Origin of the sequence: Phenylobacterium sp. (assembly GCF_965284355.1) — a bacterium.
Taxonomy (GTDB): Bacteria; Pseudomonadota; Alphaproteobacteria; order Caulobacterales; family Caulobacteraceae; genus Phenylobacterium.
Genome location: NZ_OZ260078.1, coordinates 2,542,427 through 2,559,277, shown reverse-complemented (window position 1 = coordinate 2,559,277; position 16,851 = coordinate 2,542,427). Strand labels below are relative to the sequence as shown.

The 16,851-nt window shown below is 71.0% G+C and carries 17 protein-coding genes and 1 pseudogene; 8 read left to right on the top strand and 10 right to left on the bottom strand.

The genetic code is table 11. The features are described 5' to 3' along the window. Positions 1–41: 41 nt before the first annotated feature. Positions 42–899, bottom strand: coding sequence for an SDR family NAD(P)-dependent oxidoreductase (locus ACQ66R_RS12405; RefSeq protein ID WP_430422380.1), 858 nt, complete (start codon positions 897–899; stop codon positions 42–44). A gap of 140 nt (positions 900–1,039) precedes the next feature. On the opposite strand from ACQ66R_RS12405, the gene ACQ66R_RS12400 reads away from it, so the two are divergent. Beyond that, positions 1,040–1,735 carry a hypothetical protein gene (locus ACQ66R_RS12400; protein WP_430422378.1) on the top strand — a complete coding sequence of 232 codons (696 nt, stop codon included), beginning with the start codon at positions 1,040–1,042 and terminating at the stop codon, positions 1,733–1,735. A 6-nt stretch (positions 1,736–1,741) separates the two neighbouring features. Here the strand turns inward: ACQ66R_RS12400 and ACQ66R_RS12395 are convergent, their stop codons facing one another. Further along, entirely contained in the window at positions 1,742–2,743 is a 1,002-nt protein-coding gene (locus tag ACQ66R_RS12395; protein WP_430422376.1) for an NADPH:quinone oxidoreductase family protein, read from the bottom strand. 142 nt (positions 2,744–2,885) lie between these two features. Here ACQ66R_RS12395 and rlmN point away from each other — a divergent pair, with 142 nt between their 5' ends. The 3 genes from rlmN to ACQ66R_RS12380 are packed head-to-tail and all read left to right on the top strand — an operon-like array spanning position 2,886 to position 5,362. Then, complete coding sequence (rlmN, locus tag ACQ66R_RS12390; protein WP_430422374.1) at positions 2,886–4,058, top strand: 23S rRNA (adenine(2503)-C(2))-methyltransferase RlmN; 1,173 nt, start codon at positions 2,886–2,888, stop codon at positions 4,056–4,058. A gap of 50 nt (positions 4,059–4,108) precedes the next feature. Continuing rightward, entirely contained in the window at positions 4,109–4,528 is a 420-nt protein-coding gene (locus ACQ66R_RS12385; protein ID WP_430422372.1) for a DUF350 domain-containing protein, read from the top strand. 3 nt (positions 4,529–4,531) lie between these two features. Further along, entirely contained in the window at positions 4,532–5,362 is an 831-nt protein-coding gene (locus tag ACQ66R_RS12380) for a S1 family peptidase (protein WP_430422370.1), read from the top strand. A 111-nt stretch (positions 5,363–5,473) separates the two neighbouring features. Here ACQ66R_RS12380 and ACQ66R_RS12375 read toward each other — a convergent pair whose 3' ends face one another. Continuing rightward, positions 5,474–7,171 (bottom strand): AmpG family muropeptide MFS transporter, encoded by a 1,698-nt coding sequence (locus tag ACQ66R_RS12375; protein WP_430422368.1) that lies wholly within the window; start codon positions 7,169–7,171, stop codon positions 5,474–5,476. 76 nt (positions 7,172–7,247) lie between these two features. Continuing rightward, entirely contained in the window at positions 7,248–8,813 is a 1,566-nt protein-coding gene (locus ACQ66R_RS12370) for a response regulator (protein ID WP_430422367.1), read from the bottom strand. Between the two features lie 140 nt (positions 8,814–8,953). Here ACQ66R_RS12370 and ACQ66R_RS12365 point away from each other — a divergent pair. The 4 genes and pseudogenes from ACQ66R_RS12365 to ACQ66R_RS12350 form a co-directional block, all read left to right on the top strand. Continuing rightward, positions 8,954–9,133: pseudogene (locus ACQ66R_RS12365) on the top strand (LuxR C-terminal-related transcriptional regulator); the annotation flags it as partial. A 127-nt stretch (positions 9,134–9,260) separates the two neighbouring features. Then, entirely contained in the window at positions 9,261–9,599 is a 339-nt protein-coding gene (locus ACQ66R_RS12360) for a hypothetical protein (protein WP_430422365.1), read from the top strand. A 222-nt stretch (positions 9,600–9,821) separates the two neighbouring features. After that, positions 9,822–10,184, top strand: a complete 363-nt coding sequence (locus tag ACQ66R_RS12355) for a hypothetical protein (RefSeq protein ID WP_430422363.1) — start codon at positions 9,822–9,824, stop codon at positions 10,182–10,184. A gap of 66 nt (positions 10,185–10,250) precedes the next feature. Further along, a complete protein-coding gene (locus ACQ66R_RS12350) occupies positions 10,251–10,715 on the top strand; it encodes a hypothetical protein (RefSeq protein ID WP_430422361.1) in 465 nt (154 codons plus the stop codon). Here the strand turns inward: ACQ66R_RS12350 and ACQ66R_RS12345 are convergent. The 6 genes from ACQ66R_RS12345 to hemW form a co-directional block, all read right to left on the bottom strand. Beyond that, positions 10,655–12,202, bottom strand: a complete 1,548-nt coding sequence (locus ACQ66R_RS12345) for a YifB family Mg chelatase-like AAA ATPase (RefSeq protein WP_430422359.1) — start codon at positions 12,200–12,202, stop codon at positions 10,655–10,657. The genes ACQ66R_RS12350 and ACQ66R_RS12345 overlap by 61 nt on opposite strands. A 134-nt stretch (positions 12,203–12,336) precedes the next feature. Further along, positions 12,337–13,284, bottom strand: a complete 948-nt coding sequence (gene gshB, locus ACQ66R_RS12340; RefSeq protein WP_430422357.1) for a glutathione synthase — start codon at positions 13,282–13,284, stop codon at positions 12,337–12,339. Between the two features lie 72 nt (positions 13,285–13,356). Then, a complete protein-coding gene (locus ACQ66R_RS12335) occupies positions 13,357–14,172 on the bottom strand; it encodes a transglutaminase family protein (RefSeq protein WP_430426289.1) in 816 nt (271 codons plus the stop codon). A 108-nt stretch (positions 14,173–14,280) separates the two neighbouring features. Beyond that, entirely contained in the window at positions 14,281–14,652 is a 372-nt protein-coding gene (locus ACQ66R_RS12330) for a YraN family protein (protein ID WP_430422355.1), read from the bottom strand. After that, entirely contained in the window at positions 14,649–15,533 is an 885-nt protein-coding gene (gene rsmI, locus ACQ66R_RS12325) for a 16S rRNA (cytidine(1402)-2'-O)-methyltransferase (RefSeq protein WP_430422353.1), read from the bottom strand. The genes ACQ66R_RS12330 and rsmI overlap by 4 nt, the downstream gene beginning before the upstream one ends. A gap of 123 nt (positions 15,534–15,656) precedes the next feature. After that, positions 15,657–16,817 (bottom strand): radical SAM family heme chaperone HemW, encoded by a 1,161-nt coding sequence (gene hemW / locus ACQ66R_RS12320; RefSeq protein WP_430422351.1) that lies wholly within the window; start codon positions 16,815–16,817, stop codon positions 15,657–15,659. Between the last annotated feature and the right edge of the window lie 34 nt (positions 16,818–16,851).

Here is a 16,851-nt window from a genome sequence, read left to right as displayed (position 1 = left end):
CAGGCCCGAGAGGCGGCCCGGGGCCGGCGCGCCCGGCTCGGTCACGAGTCTTGGGATTGGGAGAAGGCGTCCCCGAACAGCTCCGCGAACGGCGAGACGCCGCTCTGGTCCCAGCTGTGGCGCGATCCCACGGTGATGCCGCCGTCCACCACGAGATGGGTGCCCGTCACGAACGCGGAAGCGTCCGAGGCCAGGTAGAGCGCCGCCTGGGCGATGTCGTCGGGCAGGCCGGCCTTCGGCACGGGCTGCACCTTGGCGGCGTTCTCGGCGACGCGGGCGGCCATCTGGTCGGCGACGGCGCGGGGCAGGCCCAGCGAGGCGCCGAAGATCGAGGTGGCGATCAGGCCGGGGCAGATGGCGTTCACCCGGATCCGCTGCGTGCCCAGCTGGGCGGCGGCCACACGGCTCATGTGGATCACCGCCGCCTTGGCCGACGAATAGGCGATCGGGCCCCAGCCGGCCTGCAGGCCCGCGATCGAGGCGGTGTTGACGATCGAGCCGCCGCCGCGCGCCAGCATCAGCGGCACGGCGTGCTTCATGCCCAGCGCCGGGCCGCGCACCAGGACGTCGTAGATCCAGCTCCAGGTCTCGGCGTCGATCGAGGCCAGCTCGCGCATGCCGTCCGAGATGCCGGCGTTGTTGAACAGGATGTCGAGCCCGCCGAACTCGTCCGCCGCCAGCTTCAGCGCCGCGGCGATCTCGGCTTCCTTCGTGACGTCGCAGTGGGCGTAGCGGACGCGGCCGGGGAAGCGCTGCTCCAGCATCGCCCCCTTCTCGTCCTGGATGTCGGCGGCGACGACGCACGCGCCCTCGGCGACGAACAGCTCGACCGTCCCCAGCCCGATCCCCGACGCCCCGCCGGTGATCACCGCCACCTTGCCGTCCAGCCGCCCCGCCATACGCATCCCCTCGGTTGTAGGTTATCGGCGTTCAGTAAGAGCGTCCGCCGCTCGCCGCAAGGATCGACGCCGTCTGCCGATGCGCCCCTTGCCGCCCGGGTCCCGCGGCGCAAGCGTGCCCGTCACGAACGGAGGCTGCAATGCTGGATCGACGGATAATCCTCGGCGGAATCTTCGTGGCCATGAGCGCCGGCGGCGCAGGGGCGGCGGATCCGCCATCGGGCGAAGCCCTGGCGGCGCGGCTGGTCGAGGCGATGGGCGGCGCAGCGGCCTGGCGAAAGGCGAGGGGCCTGCGCATCGCGGCCACGCACTACGAGCCGGACCTCGCCGGCCCGTATGACAATGTGCTGGCCATCGCCCTCGACTCGCCCCGCATGCGGTTCGAGGGCCGGAGCGCGTGGGGCATGCGCCGCACCCGGGCGGTGGTCGGCGATCGGGGCTGGCGCGTGAGCGAAGTCTCGGCCCTGGGGCCCATGACGCCCCAGCAGGTGAAGGGCGATCTCGACTGGTGGGAGGCCCACCCCTACCGCAACGTGCGCCGCCTGGCCGTGGGCGATCCCGGCGTGACGCCGCGCGTCGGGGCGGGCGGGCGATTGGAACTGGTCCGGCCCGATGGTTCGCAGCTGATGTGGTACCGCCTCAACACCCAGGGCGAGCCGTTCGCCTTCGGAGTGGGCGAGGCCACTACCGGGACGGTGCTCGGGCCGCTGGAGGCGGTTCCGGGCGGGGTGCGCCTGCCGATCTGGTCCACCCGGATGGACGGCACGTTCCGCGGCAGCGGCCAGAAGGGTCAGGTCATGCCCGACTGGCCGCAGGTCGACTGGGAAAAGCCCTGAGGGTCCCTAGTCGACGGTCACCACCACCTTGCCCAGGGCCTTGCGGCTGGCGAGGTGGGCGATGGCGTCGCCGGCGCGCGCGAGCGGGAAGCGTTCCGAGACGAACGGCTTGATCTTGCCCTGCGCGTACATCTCCAGCAGTTCGGCGACGTTCTTCTGGTGCTTCTCGGGATTCTTGGCCACCCAGCCGCCCCAGAACACGCCGACGATCTGGCAGCCTTTCAGGAGGGCGAGGTTCAGCGGCACCTTGGGGATCTCGCCGGCGGCGAAGCCCACCACCAGATAGGTGCCTTCCCAGGCGATGGAGCGCAGCGCGGGCTCGGCATAGGCGTCGCCGATGGGGTCGTAGATGACGTCCGCGCCGTTCGGGCCGCAGGCGTCCTTGAACAGGCCCGCCAGCGCCTTCTGCCCGTCGCGGTCGAACGGCCCCTTCGGATAGACCACCCCGGCGTCGGCGCCGTGCTTGATGCACAGATCGACCTTCTCCTGGCTGGAGCAGGCCGCGATCACGCGCGCGCCCATCGCCTTGCCCAGCTCGACGGCCGCGAGGCCCACGCCGCCGGCCGCGCCCAGCACCAGCAGGGTCTGGCCCGGCTTGAGGTTCGCGCGCGCATCCAGCGCATGCCAGCTGGTGCCGTAGGTCATGATGAAGGCGGCCGCCTCGTCATAGGGCATGGCGTCGGGGATCTTCACCAGCCGGTGCGCCTCCAGCGCCAGCTCCTCGGCCATGCCGCCCCAGCCGGTGTTGCCCAGCACCCGGTCGCCCGGCTTGATGTGGGTGACGCCCTCGCCGACCGACTTCACCACGCCCGAGATCTCGCCGCCCGGCGCGAAGGGGCGCGACGGCTTGAACTGGTACTTGTCCTCGATGATCAGCACGTCGGGGAAGTTCACGCCTACGGCCTTCACCGACACGACGGCCCAGCCCGGCTTGGCCTCGGGCGACGCCACGTCCTCCAGAACCAGGGTCTCCGGACCGCCGACCGCCTTGCTCAGCAGCGCTTTCATGGACGTATCTCCCGCGTCGATTTCGAGTTTGGCGGCGACCCTAGCGGGTTCGAACAGATGTTTGAAGCCTGCGACGTCGCAGCGATTTGGAAGGAATGGGCGTGTCACCTATATTCCGCCCCTTCCAGAAGGACCTGACCCCTTGGGCGTGACCCTCGACCTCAGCCGGGCGCCGGCCACACAGCTTGCGCCGAAGAAGACGCCGAACCTGACGGGCCTCTCCCGCCAGGAGCTTGCGGCTGCGCTGGTCGAGGCGGGGGCGGTGCCGCCCGAGAAGGCCAAGATGCGGGCCAGCCAGGTCTGGCGCTGGCTGCACCACTACGGCGTCACCGACTTCGACAGGATGACGGACATCGCCAAGGAGCAGCGGGCCAAGCTGGTCGAATCCTTCAGCCTCGAGCGCCCGGAAGTGGTCGAGCGCCAGGTGTCCAAGGACGGCACCCGCAAGTGGCTGATCCGGATGGGCCCCGGCATCGAGGTCGAGACCGTCTACATCCCCGACGTCGGTCGCGCCGGCGCGCTGTGCGTCTCCAGCCAGGTCGGCTGCACGCTGAACTGCACCTTCTGCCATACGGGCACCCAGGCCCTGGTCCGCAACCTGACCGCCGCCGAGATCGTGGCGCAGGTGCAGGTGGCCCGCGACGACCTCGAGGAATGGCCCTCGCCCAAGGAGGACCGCAAGCTCACGAACATCGTGTTCATGGGCATGGGCGAGCCGCTCTACAATCTCGACAACGTGGCTAAGGCCATCGACATCATCGCCGATAACGAGGGCATCGCCATCTCGCGCCGCCGGATCACGGTGTCGACCTCGGGCGTGGTCCCGCAGCTGCAGCCGCTGGGCGAGAAGACCCAGGCGATGCTGGCCATCTCGCTGCACGCGACCAACGACGAGCTGCGCGAGAAGCTGGTGCCGCTCAACAAGAAGTACCCGCTGAAGGAGCTGATGGCGGGCATCCGCGCTTACCCCGGCCTGGGCAACGCCAAGCGGGTGACCTTCGAATATGTGATGCTGAAGGGCGTCAACGACAGCCCGGCCGAGGCCAAGGCCCTGGTCCAGCTGCTGAAGGGCATCCCGGCCAAGATCAACCTGATTCCGTTCAACCCGTGGCCGGGGACGGAGTACGAGTGCTCGTCCTGGTCCACGATCGAGCAGTTCGCCGCGATCCTGAACCGCGGGGGCTACGCCTCGCCGATCCGCACGCCCCGCGGCCGCGACATCCTCGCCGCCTGCGGCCAGCTCAAGAGCGAGAGCGAGAAGATGCGGGCCTCGGCGCGGCGGAAGGCGGCGTCGGGCGAGCCCGCTTCGGAATAGCTCGGCCGTCGTGCTAGGACTTCGCCCGCCATTCGGGGACGAGCTTTCGCATGCCCACACCATCGCCTGAGATCCAGGCCTTCGCCGCCGGGTTCCCGGTCTTCCTGGCCCACGCGGGCGTCACGGTCATCATCCTGATCGTGGCCGCCGCGCTCTATGTCCTGCTGACGCCGCACAAGGAAATCACCCTCATCCGCGAGGGCAACACCGCGGCGGCGCTGTCGCTGTCGGGCGTGCTGGTGGGTCTGGCGATCCCGCTTTCGGCGTCGCTGAAGGCGTCGACCAACGTCATCGAGATCGGCCTCTGGGGCGCGGTGACCGTGGTAGTCCAGCTGCTGGTCTTCCGGCTGGTGGACATGATCCTGCGGGGCCTGCCCAAGCGCATCCAGGAAGGCGAGATCTCGGCCGCCGCGCTCCTGGTCGGCGCCAAGCTCGCCACCGCCATCGTCATCGCGGCGGCGCGCAGCTAGCACATGCGCTTCCCGCGGCTGCCGGACTGGGTGGTCTACGCCGCGATCATCGTGGCGGTGCTCTTCGCCGCGCGTGGCCGCGACGAGCGCACCGACGCGCCGCCGCCGCCGCCGAAGAGCGCCGAGCCGCTGGGCGAGGTGGTCGGACCGGCCTCGCCGTTCGATCCGGCGGTGGTGGTCGACGTCCCCGATAAGACCGGGCCCGCCGCCGGCACCGCCTTCTCCATCGGGCGCGCCGGCGTCTGGCTGACCGCCCGCCACGTGGTCGACGGATGCGCCAAGCCGGTGATCGTCGTGGGGCCGGGGACCGGCGTGGCGGTCAGCGTCAAGGTCGACCCCAACAGCGAGGCGGCGCTGCTGTTCACCGAGGGCGGGGCCGCGCCGCTGCCGTTGGGCCTGGTCGAGCCTCTGCGTCGCGGCCAACGGGCCTTCCACCCGGGCTTCCCGCAGGGCGAGCCCGGCGAGGCCAGCTCGCGCCTGCTGGGCCGCGAGACCCTGGTGGTGCGCGGCCATGGCGCCCGCAGCGAGCCGGTCCTGGTGTGGGCCGAGACCGGCCGGACCGAGGGCCTGCAAGGCACCCTGGGCGGCCTTTCGGGCGCGCCGGCGCTGGACGCTCAGGGCCGGGTGCTGGGCGTCACCATCGCCGAGAGCCCCCGGCGCGGCCGCATCTACACGACGGCGCCCGAGATCGTCCGCGCCACCCTGGCCGCCAACGGCCGCCGCGCCGACGTCACCGCCACCGGCGAGCCGATCACCCCGCAGAACTACTTCATCGTCTCGGACGACCTGCGCCGCGAGCTGCAGGTGGCCCAGGTGATCTGCCTGGATCGCTAGAGCGCATCCCGCCGAGGATGAGGCGCCGCAGGCGATAAGGATGCGCTCCAGCAGGAAGACGACGAGCCCGTTTCTCCCGGTTGCCTTGATTCAAGCCAACCGGGACGGGCTCTAGGGTTCCGACGGTGTGGCGGGCTGCCGCCGCGCGACCATGAACGCCAGCACGATGGCCACGACCCCGATCAGCGACGAGTAGATGAAGAAGACCAGATAGCCCGCGCCCAGGGCCCCCGGACTGACCTGCGACTTCTCCATCGCCCCGGCGAACGCCTCGGGCGGCAGGCGTCCGAACATCGCCTTCAGCCCCGCCATCGGCCCCCCGACATCGGCGGCGGCGGCCGACGACTCCACGATCCGCCCGGACTGCGAGGCGATCAGCTTGCCGGGCAGCGCATAGAGCGAGGAGAACAGCGCGTACTGGGTGGCGGTGAACCCCGCCGAGGTCAGGCTGGACATGTAGGCGATCAGGCAGGTGCCCGAGACGCCGCCGGCGATGTTGTCCACGCCGATGGCCACGAACAGGGCCCACAGCTGCGGCCCCTGCAGCGCCAGCCAGCCGAACGCCAGGTTGCTGATCGGGCCTGCGAAGGCGCCGATCACCAGCGCCCGCATCATTCCCAGCCGGGCGACGAGGAACCCGCCCAGGCCGACGCCGATGACGGTCGCGACGACCCCGAACACCTTCCGTACCTCGGCGATCTCGATCTTGCTGAAGCCAAGGTCTGCGTAGAACGGGTTCATGATGTTCAGGACGAAGTCCGACAGCCGGTATAGGCAGATCAGCGCCAGGATCAGGGCGGCGACGCCTTTGTAGCGCTTGAGGAAGTCCACCAGCGGGTCGCCCAGCGCCGCAAACAGGTAGACGCCGGGCCGCGTCCTGACGCCCGGAATGGGCAGGATCGCCAGGACGATGATCCCCAGGCCCGCGGCGACCGACAGCAGCTGGAAATAGACGCCCTGGGGCTTCATCTCCCACGCCGCCTTCACCGCCTCGGCGGCAGCGGGCAGGCCCAGGCTGTTCAGGCCGGCGGCCAGCAGCGAGGCGTCGGCGGCGAGACCCGAGCCCAGCAGCAGCGCTCCGAAGGCGAACACCGCCAGCCGTGCGATCCACTCGGGCAGCTCCAGCGCCGGGCGACGGGGCAGGCCCTCGGCGTGGATCGGCCGGATCACGTGTTCCTTCTCGCGCGGCGCCCCCAGCACGCCGGCGGCCCCGGCCAGCATCAGGGCCGCCATCACCGCGTACGACGTGCTCCAGCCGTAGGTCTCGGCGATCAGCAGCGGGGCGGCGCCCGCGACGATCATCGCGATCCGATAGCCCCACTGGTATGCCGCGGCCATCGCGCCCTGTTTCTCGGTCGGCGCGGCCTCGATCCGCCAGGCGTCGATGACGATGTCCTGGGTGGCCGAGACAAAGGCCACCAGCGCCGCGAAGGCCGCCATCAGGGCCAGGTCGCGCGCGGGGTCGACGCCCGAGATCATCCACAGGCCGATCATCAGCAGCGCCTGCAGCACGATCATCCAGCTGCGCCGATGCCCTAGCAGCCGCGTGAGGCCCGGCACCTGGGTGCGGTCGATCAGAGGGGCCCAGAGGAATTTCAACGAATAGCTCAGGGTCGCCAGGGCGAAGATCGAGATGACCTTCAGCGACAGGCCGGCCTCGCGCAGCCAGAGCGACAGCGTGTCGAAGATCAGCAGGTTGGGCAGGCCCGAGGCAAACCCCAGCGCCAGCATCACCAGCGCCCGGCGCTCGACAAAGACGGCCAGCGCGCTCAGCGCGCCGCGCTTGGGCTCCGCGGGTTCAACACTCACTCGGATCTCCGCGCCTCAGGGCCCCCTGCCCCAGACCGCGGACCTTGGCGCGCGCCGCAGGCGCCGTAAAGGCGGGCTACTTGGCCGCCCGGGCCTTCTTGCGCTCGCCCTGCGAAATCGGCGTGCGCGCCTGGGCGCGGGGCCCGGTCCAGCGGGTCAGCGCGCCGCGCAGGGCGTCCGGCGACAGCGGCTTGACCAGGAAGTCGTCCATGCCGGCGGCCAGGCAGGCATGGCGGTCGTCCTCGAACGCATTGGCGGTCAGAGCCACGATCGGGGTCTCGACGCCGTCGGCCCGCAGGCGTTCCGCCGTCTGCTGGCCGGACAGGCCGGGCATGCGCATGTCCATGAAGATCAGGTCGTATCCGCCGACCTCGCAGGCGGCCAGGGCCTCCGCGCCGCCCACGGCATGCTCGACCTCACAGCCCTCGCGGCTGAGCAGGGCGCGGGCCAACAGGGCGTTGATGGGATTGTCTTCGACCAGCAGCACGCGCGCCCCGGGGGCCGCGGCGGTGGCGATGCGCTCGTCCTCGCGCGCGGTCTGGCCCGCGGGGGTCGCGACGCCGGCCGCGATCAGCACGCGCTCGGCGATCGAGGCGCGGCGCAGCGGCTTGATCAGGTAGCCGGTGAACCCGGCGCGGCGATAGCGGGCGATGCGGTCGCGCTCGTCGGGCGCCAGCAGCACGATGGCCGGGCGCTGCAGCGGCGGCTTCAGCGTGCCGCCGTCGGCGGCCAGGCTGGCGTCGACCAGGATGACGTCGCCCGGCTTCGTCCGGGCGATGGCTTCGGCCAACGTCTCGGTGACCACCACCACGCCGCCGCTGGCCTCGATCTGCAGCCGCGCGGCTTCGCGCACGATCGGGTTGGGCGAGGCCACGCCGACGGTGAGGCCGTCCAGCGGACGCGTTGGCGCCAGGCTGGGCAGGGCCGACAGGGCCGCCTCGAACCAGAAGCAGGCGCCGCCGCCTCTTGCGGTATCGACCCCCACTTCCCCGCCCATGGCGTGGGCGAGCCGGCGGGCGATCGCGAGGCCGAGGCCGGCGCCGCCGAGGTCGGCGTGGGCCGCGTCGGCCTGGGCGAAGGCTTCGAAGATGCGGTCGCGGTCGGACTTCGAGACGCCGGGCCCTGTGTCTTCCACGGCCAGCCGAACGCGGCCGGGCTCGGGCACCGTGGCGGTGATCAGGACGCCGCCGCGCTCGGTGAACTTCACGGCGTTGCCGGCGAAGTTGAGCAGGATCTGGCGCAGGCGGCCTTCGTCGGCATGGATCTGGGTCGGCGACGCCGGCGCGGCCCAGGCGATCTCCAGGCCCTTCTCGCGGGCGCGGGGCGACAGCAGTTCGGCCACGCCGCGCAGCAGGCCCTCCAGCTCCATCGGCGCGGGGTGCAGCTCGACGCCGCCGGCGCCCAGCTTGGCGAAATCCAGCACGTCGTTGACCAGCGTCAGCAGGTGCTGGCCGCTGTCGTGGAGCGCCGAGACATAGGACTTCTGTTCGGCCGTGAGCTTGGTGCCTTCGAGCAGGCGCGCCATCCCGAGCACGCCGTTCAGCGGCGTGCGGAATTCATGGCTCAGCGACGCAAGCTGTTCCGCGCTGATCTGGGCACGGGTCGGGCGACGCTCGGACAGGGGACGGGTCGGTCTGCGCATAGGGCGCTAGGCTTAGGCGCCAGGGCTTAACGGCAGGTCAAGCGCTGCAATAAAACAACGCGCGGCGGGTGAATCCTCTCGTCAAAGTAGACGTGACGCGAAAGGCGTCGTTTACTGCGGCTTAAGGACTGGAGTGGGCGTTGGCTGACATCACGAACGCTGTCGACGTTTTGACGCCGCGGGAGCGTGATTGCCTGCGGCTGGTCGACCAGCATCTCAGCTCCAAGCAGATCGCCCGCGAACTCGGCATGTCGAAGACGTCCGTCGACACCTACTGCGATCGCGCGCGGCGCAAGCTGGGCGTCGACGACCGCTTCCAGGCGGCCCGCATCCTGCGTGAGCTCGACGTCGGCTCTGTCCTGATTGAATCAGGACACGACACGATCAGGACAGACACCTCGTCCCGAAGCTGGCCCGATGGGCTGGCAACGGATCGAGGAGCGTCAAATGGGCGAGTGGCCGAACTTCGAGAACAGAGCGGTGATTGGCAGGGCGCTGCGCCTTCGCCGGGAGATCGACGACTTCGAGGCCCGGTGGCCGGCGCTGGCGAAGCGGGAGGAAGTTCTTCCGAGCTTCTCCTGGACCCAGCTGGAGCGCCAGCTCGTGGACCTTTCGGCGACCCCGGCGCAGGCGGATATGGCCCGCCACCTGGTTTCGGCCACCCGCAAGCTGGCGCCGTTCAAGCCGCCGGAAATGGTGCTGCGCGAGATCCTGTGCCTGACCTGGGTGCTGCTCGACGAGAACTTCAAGGGCGAACCCGACCTTGGGGTCTCCGCAATGAGCTGAGCCCCCTTGCCCGACTCGGCGCGATCGTCGTGATCGCCGTCGTCACGGCCCTCGCTTTCGGGGGCATGCTGGCGGGGCTCCACGCGCTCAACGACCTGGCGTCGACCCTGCTGAAGGCCTGAGGCCCCCGCGTAAATTAACGCAAAGCCTGCACGGCCAAGAAACCCCGTTTCGCGAAACTGTAAACGCGGCGTTACCAGGCGCCGCGCACGGAGAGAACTCATGCTCAAAGAACGCCGCCTGGCGGCCGAGCAAGTTGCCGGCGCCCTGTTTGAAGCCGAGGCCGCGATCGATGCGGCCCTCGCCAAGACCGCTCAACTGACGGGCGTGATGCCCAGCCTGCGCAAGATGGCCGGGGCCTCGGCCCTGATCGGCCAGGACGCTGTCGAGCGCGCCAGCGAGGCCATCATGGCCCTCGCCGAAGCGCGCCGCGCCATCGTCGAGACCCACAAGGAACTCAGCATCGTCCAGAGCCAGATCGGCCTTGGTGCGGTGACGATGACGGGTGACCTGGGCGACAAGCCGCCCCCGCAGGGCGCTGAAACCCACCGCGTGCGCATGCGCTCGCTCCGCATTGCGTCGTAACGGTTTCCATCCCGCCCGGCGCGAGTAAGATGACGGCCCTCGGAAAACGTCGGGGGTCGTTTTCTTTTGTACGCCTATAAGCTGCCGATCTGGGTCTGGCCCGCTGTCCTGATGACAGTGTGCGCGCTCGCTGTCTGGCGAGGCCGTGACGATGAGCGGCTGGCCGCCGCCGCCTTCCTGGCCGCTTGGGCGCTGAGTCTGGTCGTCGCCCGATCCGGAGACTTCGACACCCAGTGGGCTGTCCTCCTGGTCGACTTCGGGTTGCTGGGCGTCCTCGCCGCCATCGCCCTCAGGACTCCGCGTTTCTGGCCCCTGCCCGTCGCCGCCCTCCAACTGCTTGCCGTTACTGTGCCCCTTGCCAAGGCGGTCGACGCGGGCGTGAGCGGCTGGGCCTTCATCACCGCGGCGCTCGGCTTTCAGTACCTGGCGCTCTTCGGCATTGGCTACGGCGCCATCACGTCACCCCGCCGCTACGCCGAGATAGACGCGCTGGAGCCGCCGCCGGCCATGGCCGGGGCGATGCGGCGGTAGATCAGCGCCTCGGCCACGTGCACGCGACGCACCGGGCCCGAGCCTTCGAGGTCGGCGATGGTGCGCGCCAGGCGCAGGGTGCGGGTCCAGCCGCGGGCCGACAGGCCGCCCGCCTCCGCCGCCCGCGCCAGCAGGGCGCGGGCCGGCGGGTCCAGGTCGACGATCGCCTCCAGGAAGTCGCCCTCGGCCTGGGCGTTCAGCACCGGCGGGCCTTCGCGCCCCTTCGAGCGGTCCAGCTGCAACGTGCGGGCGGCCAGCACCCGGGCCGAGGCCTCGGCCGTGCCTTCGGCGGGGGCGGGCAGGGCGAGGTCGGCGGCGGTCACGGGCGGCACCTCGACCTGCAGGTCGATGCGGTCCATCAGCGGCCCCGAGATCTTGCCCTGGTAGTCGGTCTGGCAGCGCGGGGCCCGGCCGCACGCACCGCGCCCCGGCCCGCCGTGGCCGCAGCGGCACGGGTTCATGGCCGCCACCAGCTGGAAGCGGGCCGGATAGCGGACGTGGGCGTTGGCGCGCGCCACCACCACCTCGCCGGTCTCCAGCGGCTGGCGCAGACTGTCCAGCGCCTGGGCCCCGAACTCGGGCAGCTCGTCCAGGAACAGCACGCCGTTGTGCGCGAGGCTGACCTCGCCCGGCTTGGCGCGGTGGCCGCCGCCGGTTAGGGCGGCCATGCTGGCCGAGTGGTGGGGGCTGCGGAACGGCCGGGCGCGGCTGAGCTGGCCCTTGGCGATCAGGCCGGCCACCGAATGCACCATCGAGGTCTCGAGCAGCTCGGCCGGCGTCAGCGGGGGCAAGAGGCCGGGCAGGCGCGCGGCCATCATCGACTTGCCCGATCCCGGCGGGCCGATGAAGCTGAGGTTGTGGCCGCCGGCCGCGGCGATCTCCAGCGCCCGCTTGGCGTTCTCCTGACCTTTCACGTCGCGCAGGTCGGGGACGCGCTCGGCGTCCAGCATGTCGCCAGGCTTGGGGGCCGAGAGCACCTGGGTCCCGCGGAAGTGGTTCACCAGCGCCACCAGCGACGGCGCCGCCAGCACCCGCGTCTCGCCCGCCCAGGCCGCCTCGGGCCCGCAGGCCTCGGGACAGATCAGTCCCAGATCCATGCCGCCCGCGGCCACCGCGGCGGGCAGAGCGCCCGCGACAGCCGTGATCCGCGCGTCCAGGGCCAGCTCGCCGACGGCCGCCCAGCCCTCCAGCGCGTCGGGCGGGATGATCCCCATGGCGGCCATGATCGCCAGCGCGATCGGCAGGTCGTAGTGGCTGCCCTCCTTGGGCAGGTCGGCCGGCGCCAGGTTGGCGATGATGCGCCGTGACGGCAGCGCCAGACCCATGCCCTGGAACGCGCCGCGCACCCGCTCGCGGCTCTCCTGAACGGCCTTGTCGCCCATGCCGACGATGAAGAATTTCGAGTCGCCCATGGTGAACTGCACCTGGACATCGACGCGCACGGCGTTCACGCCATCGAACGCCAGGGTCACCACCCGCGCCGCCATGCCTCAACCCCTTGTAGTCGCTCGAAAGTTATCCACAACCGAGCATACAGTCCGGCTCAGATCAAGAACAAAAACGGAACCTAGAGAGAAGGTGAGACGTTTCCGTGACTTCGGTGCGTCTCTTCGACAACAACCTAAGCGTTTGCCCGCAGGGCTTCAATCCGGCCCCACATCACGTCCGTGGCATCGATTCCGGTGAAGCGCTTCAGGGCCACGGCGCCGGTCGGCGAGGTGACGTTGATCTCGGTCAGGTAATCGCCGATCACGTCGATTCCGACGAAGATCAGGCCGCGCTTTTTCAGCTCGGGGCCGATGGTGGCGCAGATCTCTCGGTCGCGAGCGGTCAACTCCACCGGCTGGGCCTCGCCGCCCACCGCCAGGTTCGAGCGGATCTGGCCCTTGGCCGGCACGCGGTTGATGGCGCCCACCGGCTCGCCGTCGACCAGCAGGATGCGCTTGTCGCCCTTGGTCACCGACGGCAGGAACTTCTGCACGATCACCGGCTCGCGCCCCAGCTCGGCGTGGATCTCCAGCAGCGAGTCCAGGTTGGGATCGTCCTTCAGGTGCCGGGTCACGCCCGAGCCGCCGCGGCCGTTCAGCGGCTTCAGCACGATATCCCCGTGACGCGCGCGGAAGTCGCGGATCGCCTCGCGGTCCCAGGTGATCATCGTGGGCGGCTGCAGGCCGGGGAACTGGGTGACGAACAGCTTCTCGGGCGCGCTGCGCACCTCGGACGGATTGTTCACCACCAGCACCTTGGGGTGCACCTTCTCCAGGAAGAAGGTGGCGTCGATGTAATGCATGTCGAACGGCGGATCCTGGCGCATCTGGATCACGTCGAACTCGGTCAGTTCCGCGCGCCGCATGGGCCCGGCCCGGAAGTGGTCGCCCGCCACCCGCTGCACGGTGATGTCGCGGCCGCGCACGAACACGCGGCCATCTTCCATGGCCAGGGTGTCGGTCAGATAGACGAACAGCGAATGCCCTCGCGCCTGCGCCGACTCCATCATCAGGAAGGTGGTGTCGCCCTCGATATTGATGCCCTCGATGGGATCCATTTGGACGGCGACCTTCAGGGACATGTGGATTTCCTCGGGCGATGAAGCTCAGCCGACATAGGCGGTCGTCGGGGCAAGCGCCAGTTCTCGAACCGATCAGTTCAGCCGCAGTCTCACCCGTTCGCGCTGCGCCCGCGCCGCCAGCGCCGCGCCGCCGTCGAGGGCGGTGGCGCGCTGCAATGCCTCCAGCGCCCCGGCCAGCGCCCCCTGGCCCTCGCGGGCGGACGCCACGTCCAGCCACGGCCGGTGGTCGGCGGGGTCGAGGAGGGCGCGGCGCAGGGCCGCCCGCTCGGCGCGGGCGAAGTCGCCGTGGGCGCTGGCGTTGGCGAAGATGATGTTCTGCAGGCGCAGCAGCACCGCCCGGTCGCTCACCGGCGCCATCAGCCGGTCCAGGCGATCCGCGACGTTCGGGGTCAGGCCGGCGTGCAGGGCGCGCCGGGTCAGTTCGGACGGCAACACCACGCGGCCTTCGGAGAACGGGTCCAGGGCCAGCGGCCCTTCCTCGGTCTCGATGCGCAGCAGGAAGTGGCCCGGGAAGTCCACGCCCTGCACCGTCAGCCCGCACTTGCGCGCGGCGTGCAGGTAGAAGACGCCGAGGGTCACAGCCAGGCCCTTCTTGCGGGTCGCCACGGCGATCACGTCGGCGTTGTCGGGGTCTTCCAGCGTGAACAGGTCGCCGCTCATCCCTAAGTCGCCGGCGATGGTCTCGGCGATCGCTTCCTCGGGGCTTTCCCGCTTCAGCCGCTCGGCCAGCCGCTCGACGCCGATGGCGGCGGCCTCGCGCACCAGCACCGGGTCGCGCGCGGGGTCCTCGTGGATCGCGCACGCGATGGCGGCCTCCAGCAGGGGGAACTCGCCCTCCGGCGCGCCCCCGGCCTCAGAAAGGATGGTTTCGGCCTCGTCGCGGTCCATAAGGGTCCCGTGCATTCCCCCGACCATTCGTCGCCTGTGGTCGGTTTCAGGCTGAGAACGACGAATGGTCAACCTTTCCAAGAGTTCGGGTTGCGGCGAACCGCAACCCTAGGCGCCCTTCCAGGCGTCGGGAATATGCCGGGGAAGCTTGCCGGGCGCGAGCGCCATCAGGTCAAGACGCACCGCGCAGCGGGAAAGCCCGGGCCGGTTCGCGGCCAGCTGCGCCCCGGCGCGGCGGAGGCGGTCGCGCTGGTCGAAGGTCACGGTGTCCAGCGCCACCTCCAGGCTCGTGCGGCTCTTCACCTCTACAACCGCCAGGACGTCGCCGCGTTTCGCCAGCACGTCGATTTCCGCCTGCGGCGTCTTCAGCCGGAACCCCAGGATTCGATAGCCCTTGGCCATCAGCCAGGCCGCCGCCACCACCTCGGCGCGGCGGCCGGATCGCCGCGCCGCGCCGCCACGGGCGACGCGTACGTTCACGGCTTCAGCTCCCCAAGGTCCTTGAGTTCAAGGGCCCGGCGGTAGAGATCGCGGCGGGGCAGGCCCAGCGCCTTGGCCACCTCGGCGGCGGCGTCGGCCGGCTTCAGGCGGGCCAGCGCGTCGCGCAGCGCCGTGTCGGCGTCGGCGGCGGTGGCCTCGGTTTCGCGGCCCGGGGCCACCAGGATCACGATCTCGCCCTTGGGCGCGTCCAGCTTGGGGTCCGCCGCCAGCGTGCCCAGCGGGCCGCGGTAGAAGGTCTCGTAGAGCTTGGTGATCTCGCGGGCGACCACCGCCTCGCGGTCGGGGCCCAGCACGGCGGCCATGTCGGCCAGGGTGTCGGCCAGGCGCGAGCCGCCCTCGAAGAACACCAGCGTGGCGCGCACCCCGGCGAACTCGGTCAGGAACGTCCGCCGCGCCGCGCTCTTGGGCGGGGGGAAGCCCACGAACAGGAACCGGTCGGTCGGCAGCCCCGCCGCCGACAGCCCCGCCAGCAACGCCGAGGCGCCGGGAATCGGGACCACGTTGTGGCCGGCCGCCGCGGCCTCGCGCACGAGCCTATAGCCGGGGTCCGAGATCAGCGGCGTGCCGGCATCGCTCACCAGCGCCACCCGGCCGCCGCGCTCCAGCAGCGCCATGGCCTTGGGCCGCGCGCGCTCGGCGGCGTGCTCGTCGTGGCGCTCCAGCGCAGCCTTGAGCCCGAACGCCTGCAGCAGCTTGCCCGTCACCCGGGTGTCCTCGGCCAGCACCAGGTCGACCTGCTTCAGCACGTCCAGCGCGCGCAGGGTGATGTCGCGCAGGTTCCCGATGGGCGTCGCCACCACATAGAGCCCGGGCGCGAGCGGGGCGTCGTCGAGGATCGGTGGGGGCAGGGCGCGGGCCATGGGCGGGGAGGGTTCTCCTGTCCCCCCTCCAAACGCAAGCCTGCACACGTGACGCGCAACCGCCATCGGGCGATGAGTCTGCCGCGAGGCGAGACCCTACGGGCCGCCCCCGGGGGGGCTGGCTCAGGCCCCGAGCACCAACTCCGAGGTCACGGCGTTCAGCAGCCGCCGCCCGTGCGTCGTCGCTCGAAGGCGCTCGGGGTCGCGGGCCAGCAGGCCCATCTCGACCAGCCGCCGAACCACCGGCGTGTCGGGCGACAAGGCCAGCGCGGCGACCTCGCCGAACGCTACGCCCTCGCCAATCCGCAGCCCGCTCAGCAGGCGCTCCTCGGCCGCCTGGACCGGCGTCAGCGTCTCACGCCCGGCGAACCCGGTCCCGCTCGCGTTCACCCGGGCGATGTAGTCGGCCGGCCGGTCCGCGGCCTCTGTCGCCACGCGCGCACCCTCGACCGTGATCCGCCCGTGGGCGCCGGGCCCTGCGCCCACGTAGTCGACCCCCGTCCAGTAGACGAGATTGTGCCGCGAGCGGGCCGCCTCGCCGCGGGCATGGTTCGAGACCTCGTAGGCCTCGAACCCCTCGGCCTCCAGCACCGCCTGGGTCGTGTCGTAGAGGTCCGCGCCCGCTTCATCGCGGGGCGGGGCGAACAGCCCCCGCCGCACCGCGCGGTCGAAGGCGGTGCCCTCCTCGATGGTCAGCTGGTAAGGCGAGATGTGCTCGGCGCCGAGGGCGACGGCGGCCCTCAGCTCGTCGGCCCAGGCCCGCGGCGTCTGGTCGGGCAGGGCGTAGATCAGGTCCAGCGACAGGCGGGGAAACAGCCGCGCCGCGGTCTCGGCTGCCCGGCGGCCCTCGGCGGCGTCGTGATTGCGCCCCAGGAATTTCAGCGCCGCGTCGTCCAGCGCCTGCAGCCCCAGCGACAGGCGGTTCACGCCGGCGTCGGCCAGGCCCGCGAACCGGTCGGTCTCGGCGTCGGTGGGGTTGGCCTCCAGGCTGACTTCGAGATCGGCCGCCGGCGTCCAGAGCCGCCTTGCCGCCGCGAGGATCTCGGCGACCCAGGCGGGCTCCATCAGCGACGGCGTGCCGCCGCCAAAGAACACCGACACCAGCTCGCGCGGGCCGGTGATCGCGCGCTGGGCCTCCAGGTCGCCCACGATGGCGCGGGCCAGCCCGGCCGCCTCGGCCTCACGTCCCCGCGCCTTGAAGACGTTGAAGTCGCAGTAGGGGCAGATCCGCGCGCAGTACGGCCAGTGGACATAGACGCCCAGCGGGGGCGGAGCCGCGCTCATCCCTCCTCACCCGTAGGGGGAGGGGGACCGCCGA

What these genes read in the sequence shown, in the direction of transcription:
- ACQ66R_RS12370 (WP_430422367.1), bottom strand. Translation starts at nt 8,813, where the DNA reads ATGCGCAGACCGACCCGTCCCCTGTCCGAGCGTCGCCCGACCCGTGCC.
- ACQ66R_RS12335 (WP_430426289.1), bottom strand. Translation starts at nt 14,172, where the DNA reads ATGGACCGCGACGAGGCCGAAACCATCCTTTCTGAGGCCGGGGGCGCG.
- ACQ66R_RS12405 (WP_430422380.1), bottom strand. Translation starts at nt 899, where the DNA reads ATGGCGGGGCGGCTGGACGGCAAGGTGGCGGTGATCACCGGCGGGGCG.
- ACQ66R_RS12395 (WP_430422376.1), bottom strand. Translation starts at nt 2,743, where the DNA reads ATGAAAGCGCTGCTGAGCAAGGCGGTCGGCGGTCCGGAGACCCTGGTT.
- ACQ66R_RS12345 (WP_430422359.1), bottom strand. Translation starts at nt 12,202, where the DNA reads ATGGCGGCGCGGGTGGTGACCCTGGCGTTCGATGGCGTGAACGCCGTG.
- hemW (WP_430422351.1), bottom strand. Translation starts at nt 16,817, where the DNA reads ATGAGCGCGGCTCCGCCCCCGCTGGGCGTCTATGTCCACTGGCCGTAC.
- gshB (WP_430422357.1), bottom strand. Translation starts at nt 13,284, where the DNA reads ATGTCCCTGAAGGTCGCCGTCCAAATGGATCCCATCGAGGGCATCAAT.
- ACQ66R_RS12360 (WP_430422365.1), top strand. Translation starts at nt 9,261, where the DNA reads ATGGGCGAGTGGCCGAACTTCGAGAACAGAGCGGTGATTGGCAGGGCG.
- rsmI (WP_430422353.1), bottom strand. Translation starts at nt 15,533, where the DNA reads ATGGCCCGCGCCCTGCCCCCACCGATCCTCGACGACGCCCCGCTCGCG.
- ACQ66R_RS12380 (WP_430422370.1), top strand. Translation starts at nt 4,532, where the DNA reads ATGCGCTTCCCGCGGCTGCCGGACTGGGTGGTCTACGCCGCGATCATC.
- ACQ66R_RS12385 (WP_430422372.1), top strand. Translation starts at nt 4,109, where the DNA reads ATGCCCACACCATCGCCTGAGATCCAGGCCTTCGCCGCCGGGTTCCCG.
- ACQ66R_RS12355 (WP_430422363.1), top strand. Translation starts at nt 9,822, where the DNA reads ATGCTCAAAGAACGCCGCCTGGCGGCCGAGCAAGTTGCCGGCGCCCTG.
- ACQ66R_RS12400 (WP_430422378.1), top strand. Translation starts at nt 1,040, where the DNA reads ATGCTGGATCGACGGATAATCCTCGGCGGAATCTTCGTGGCCATGAGC.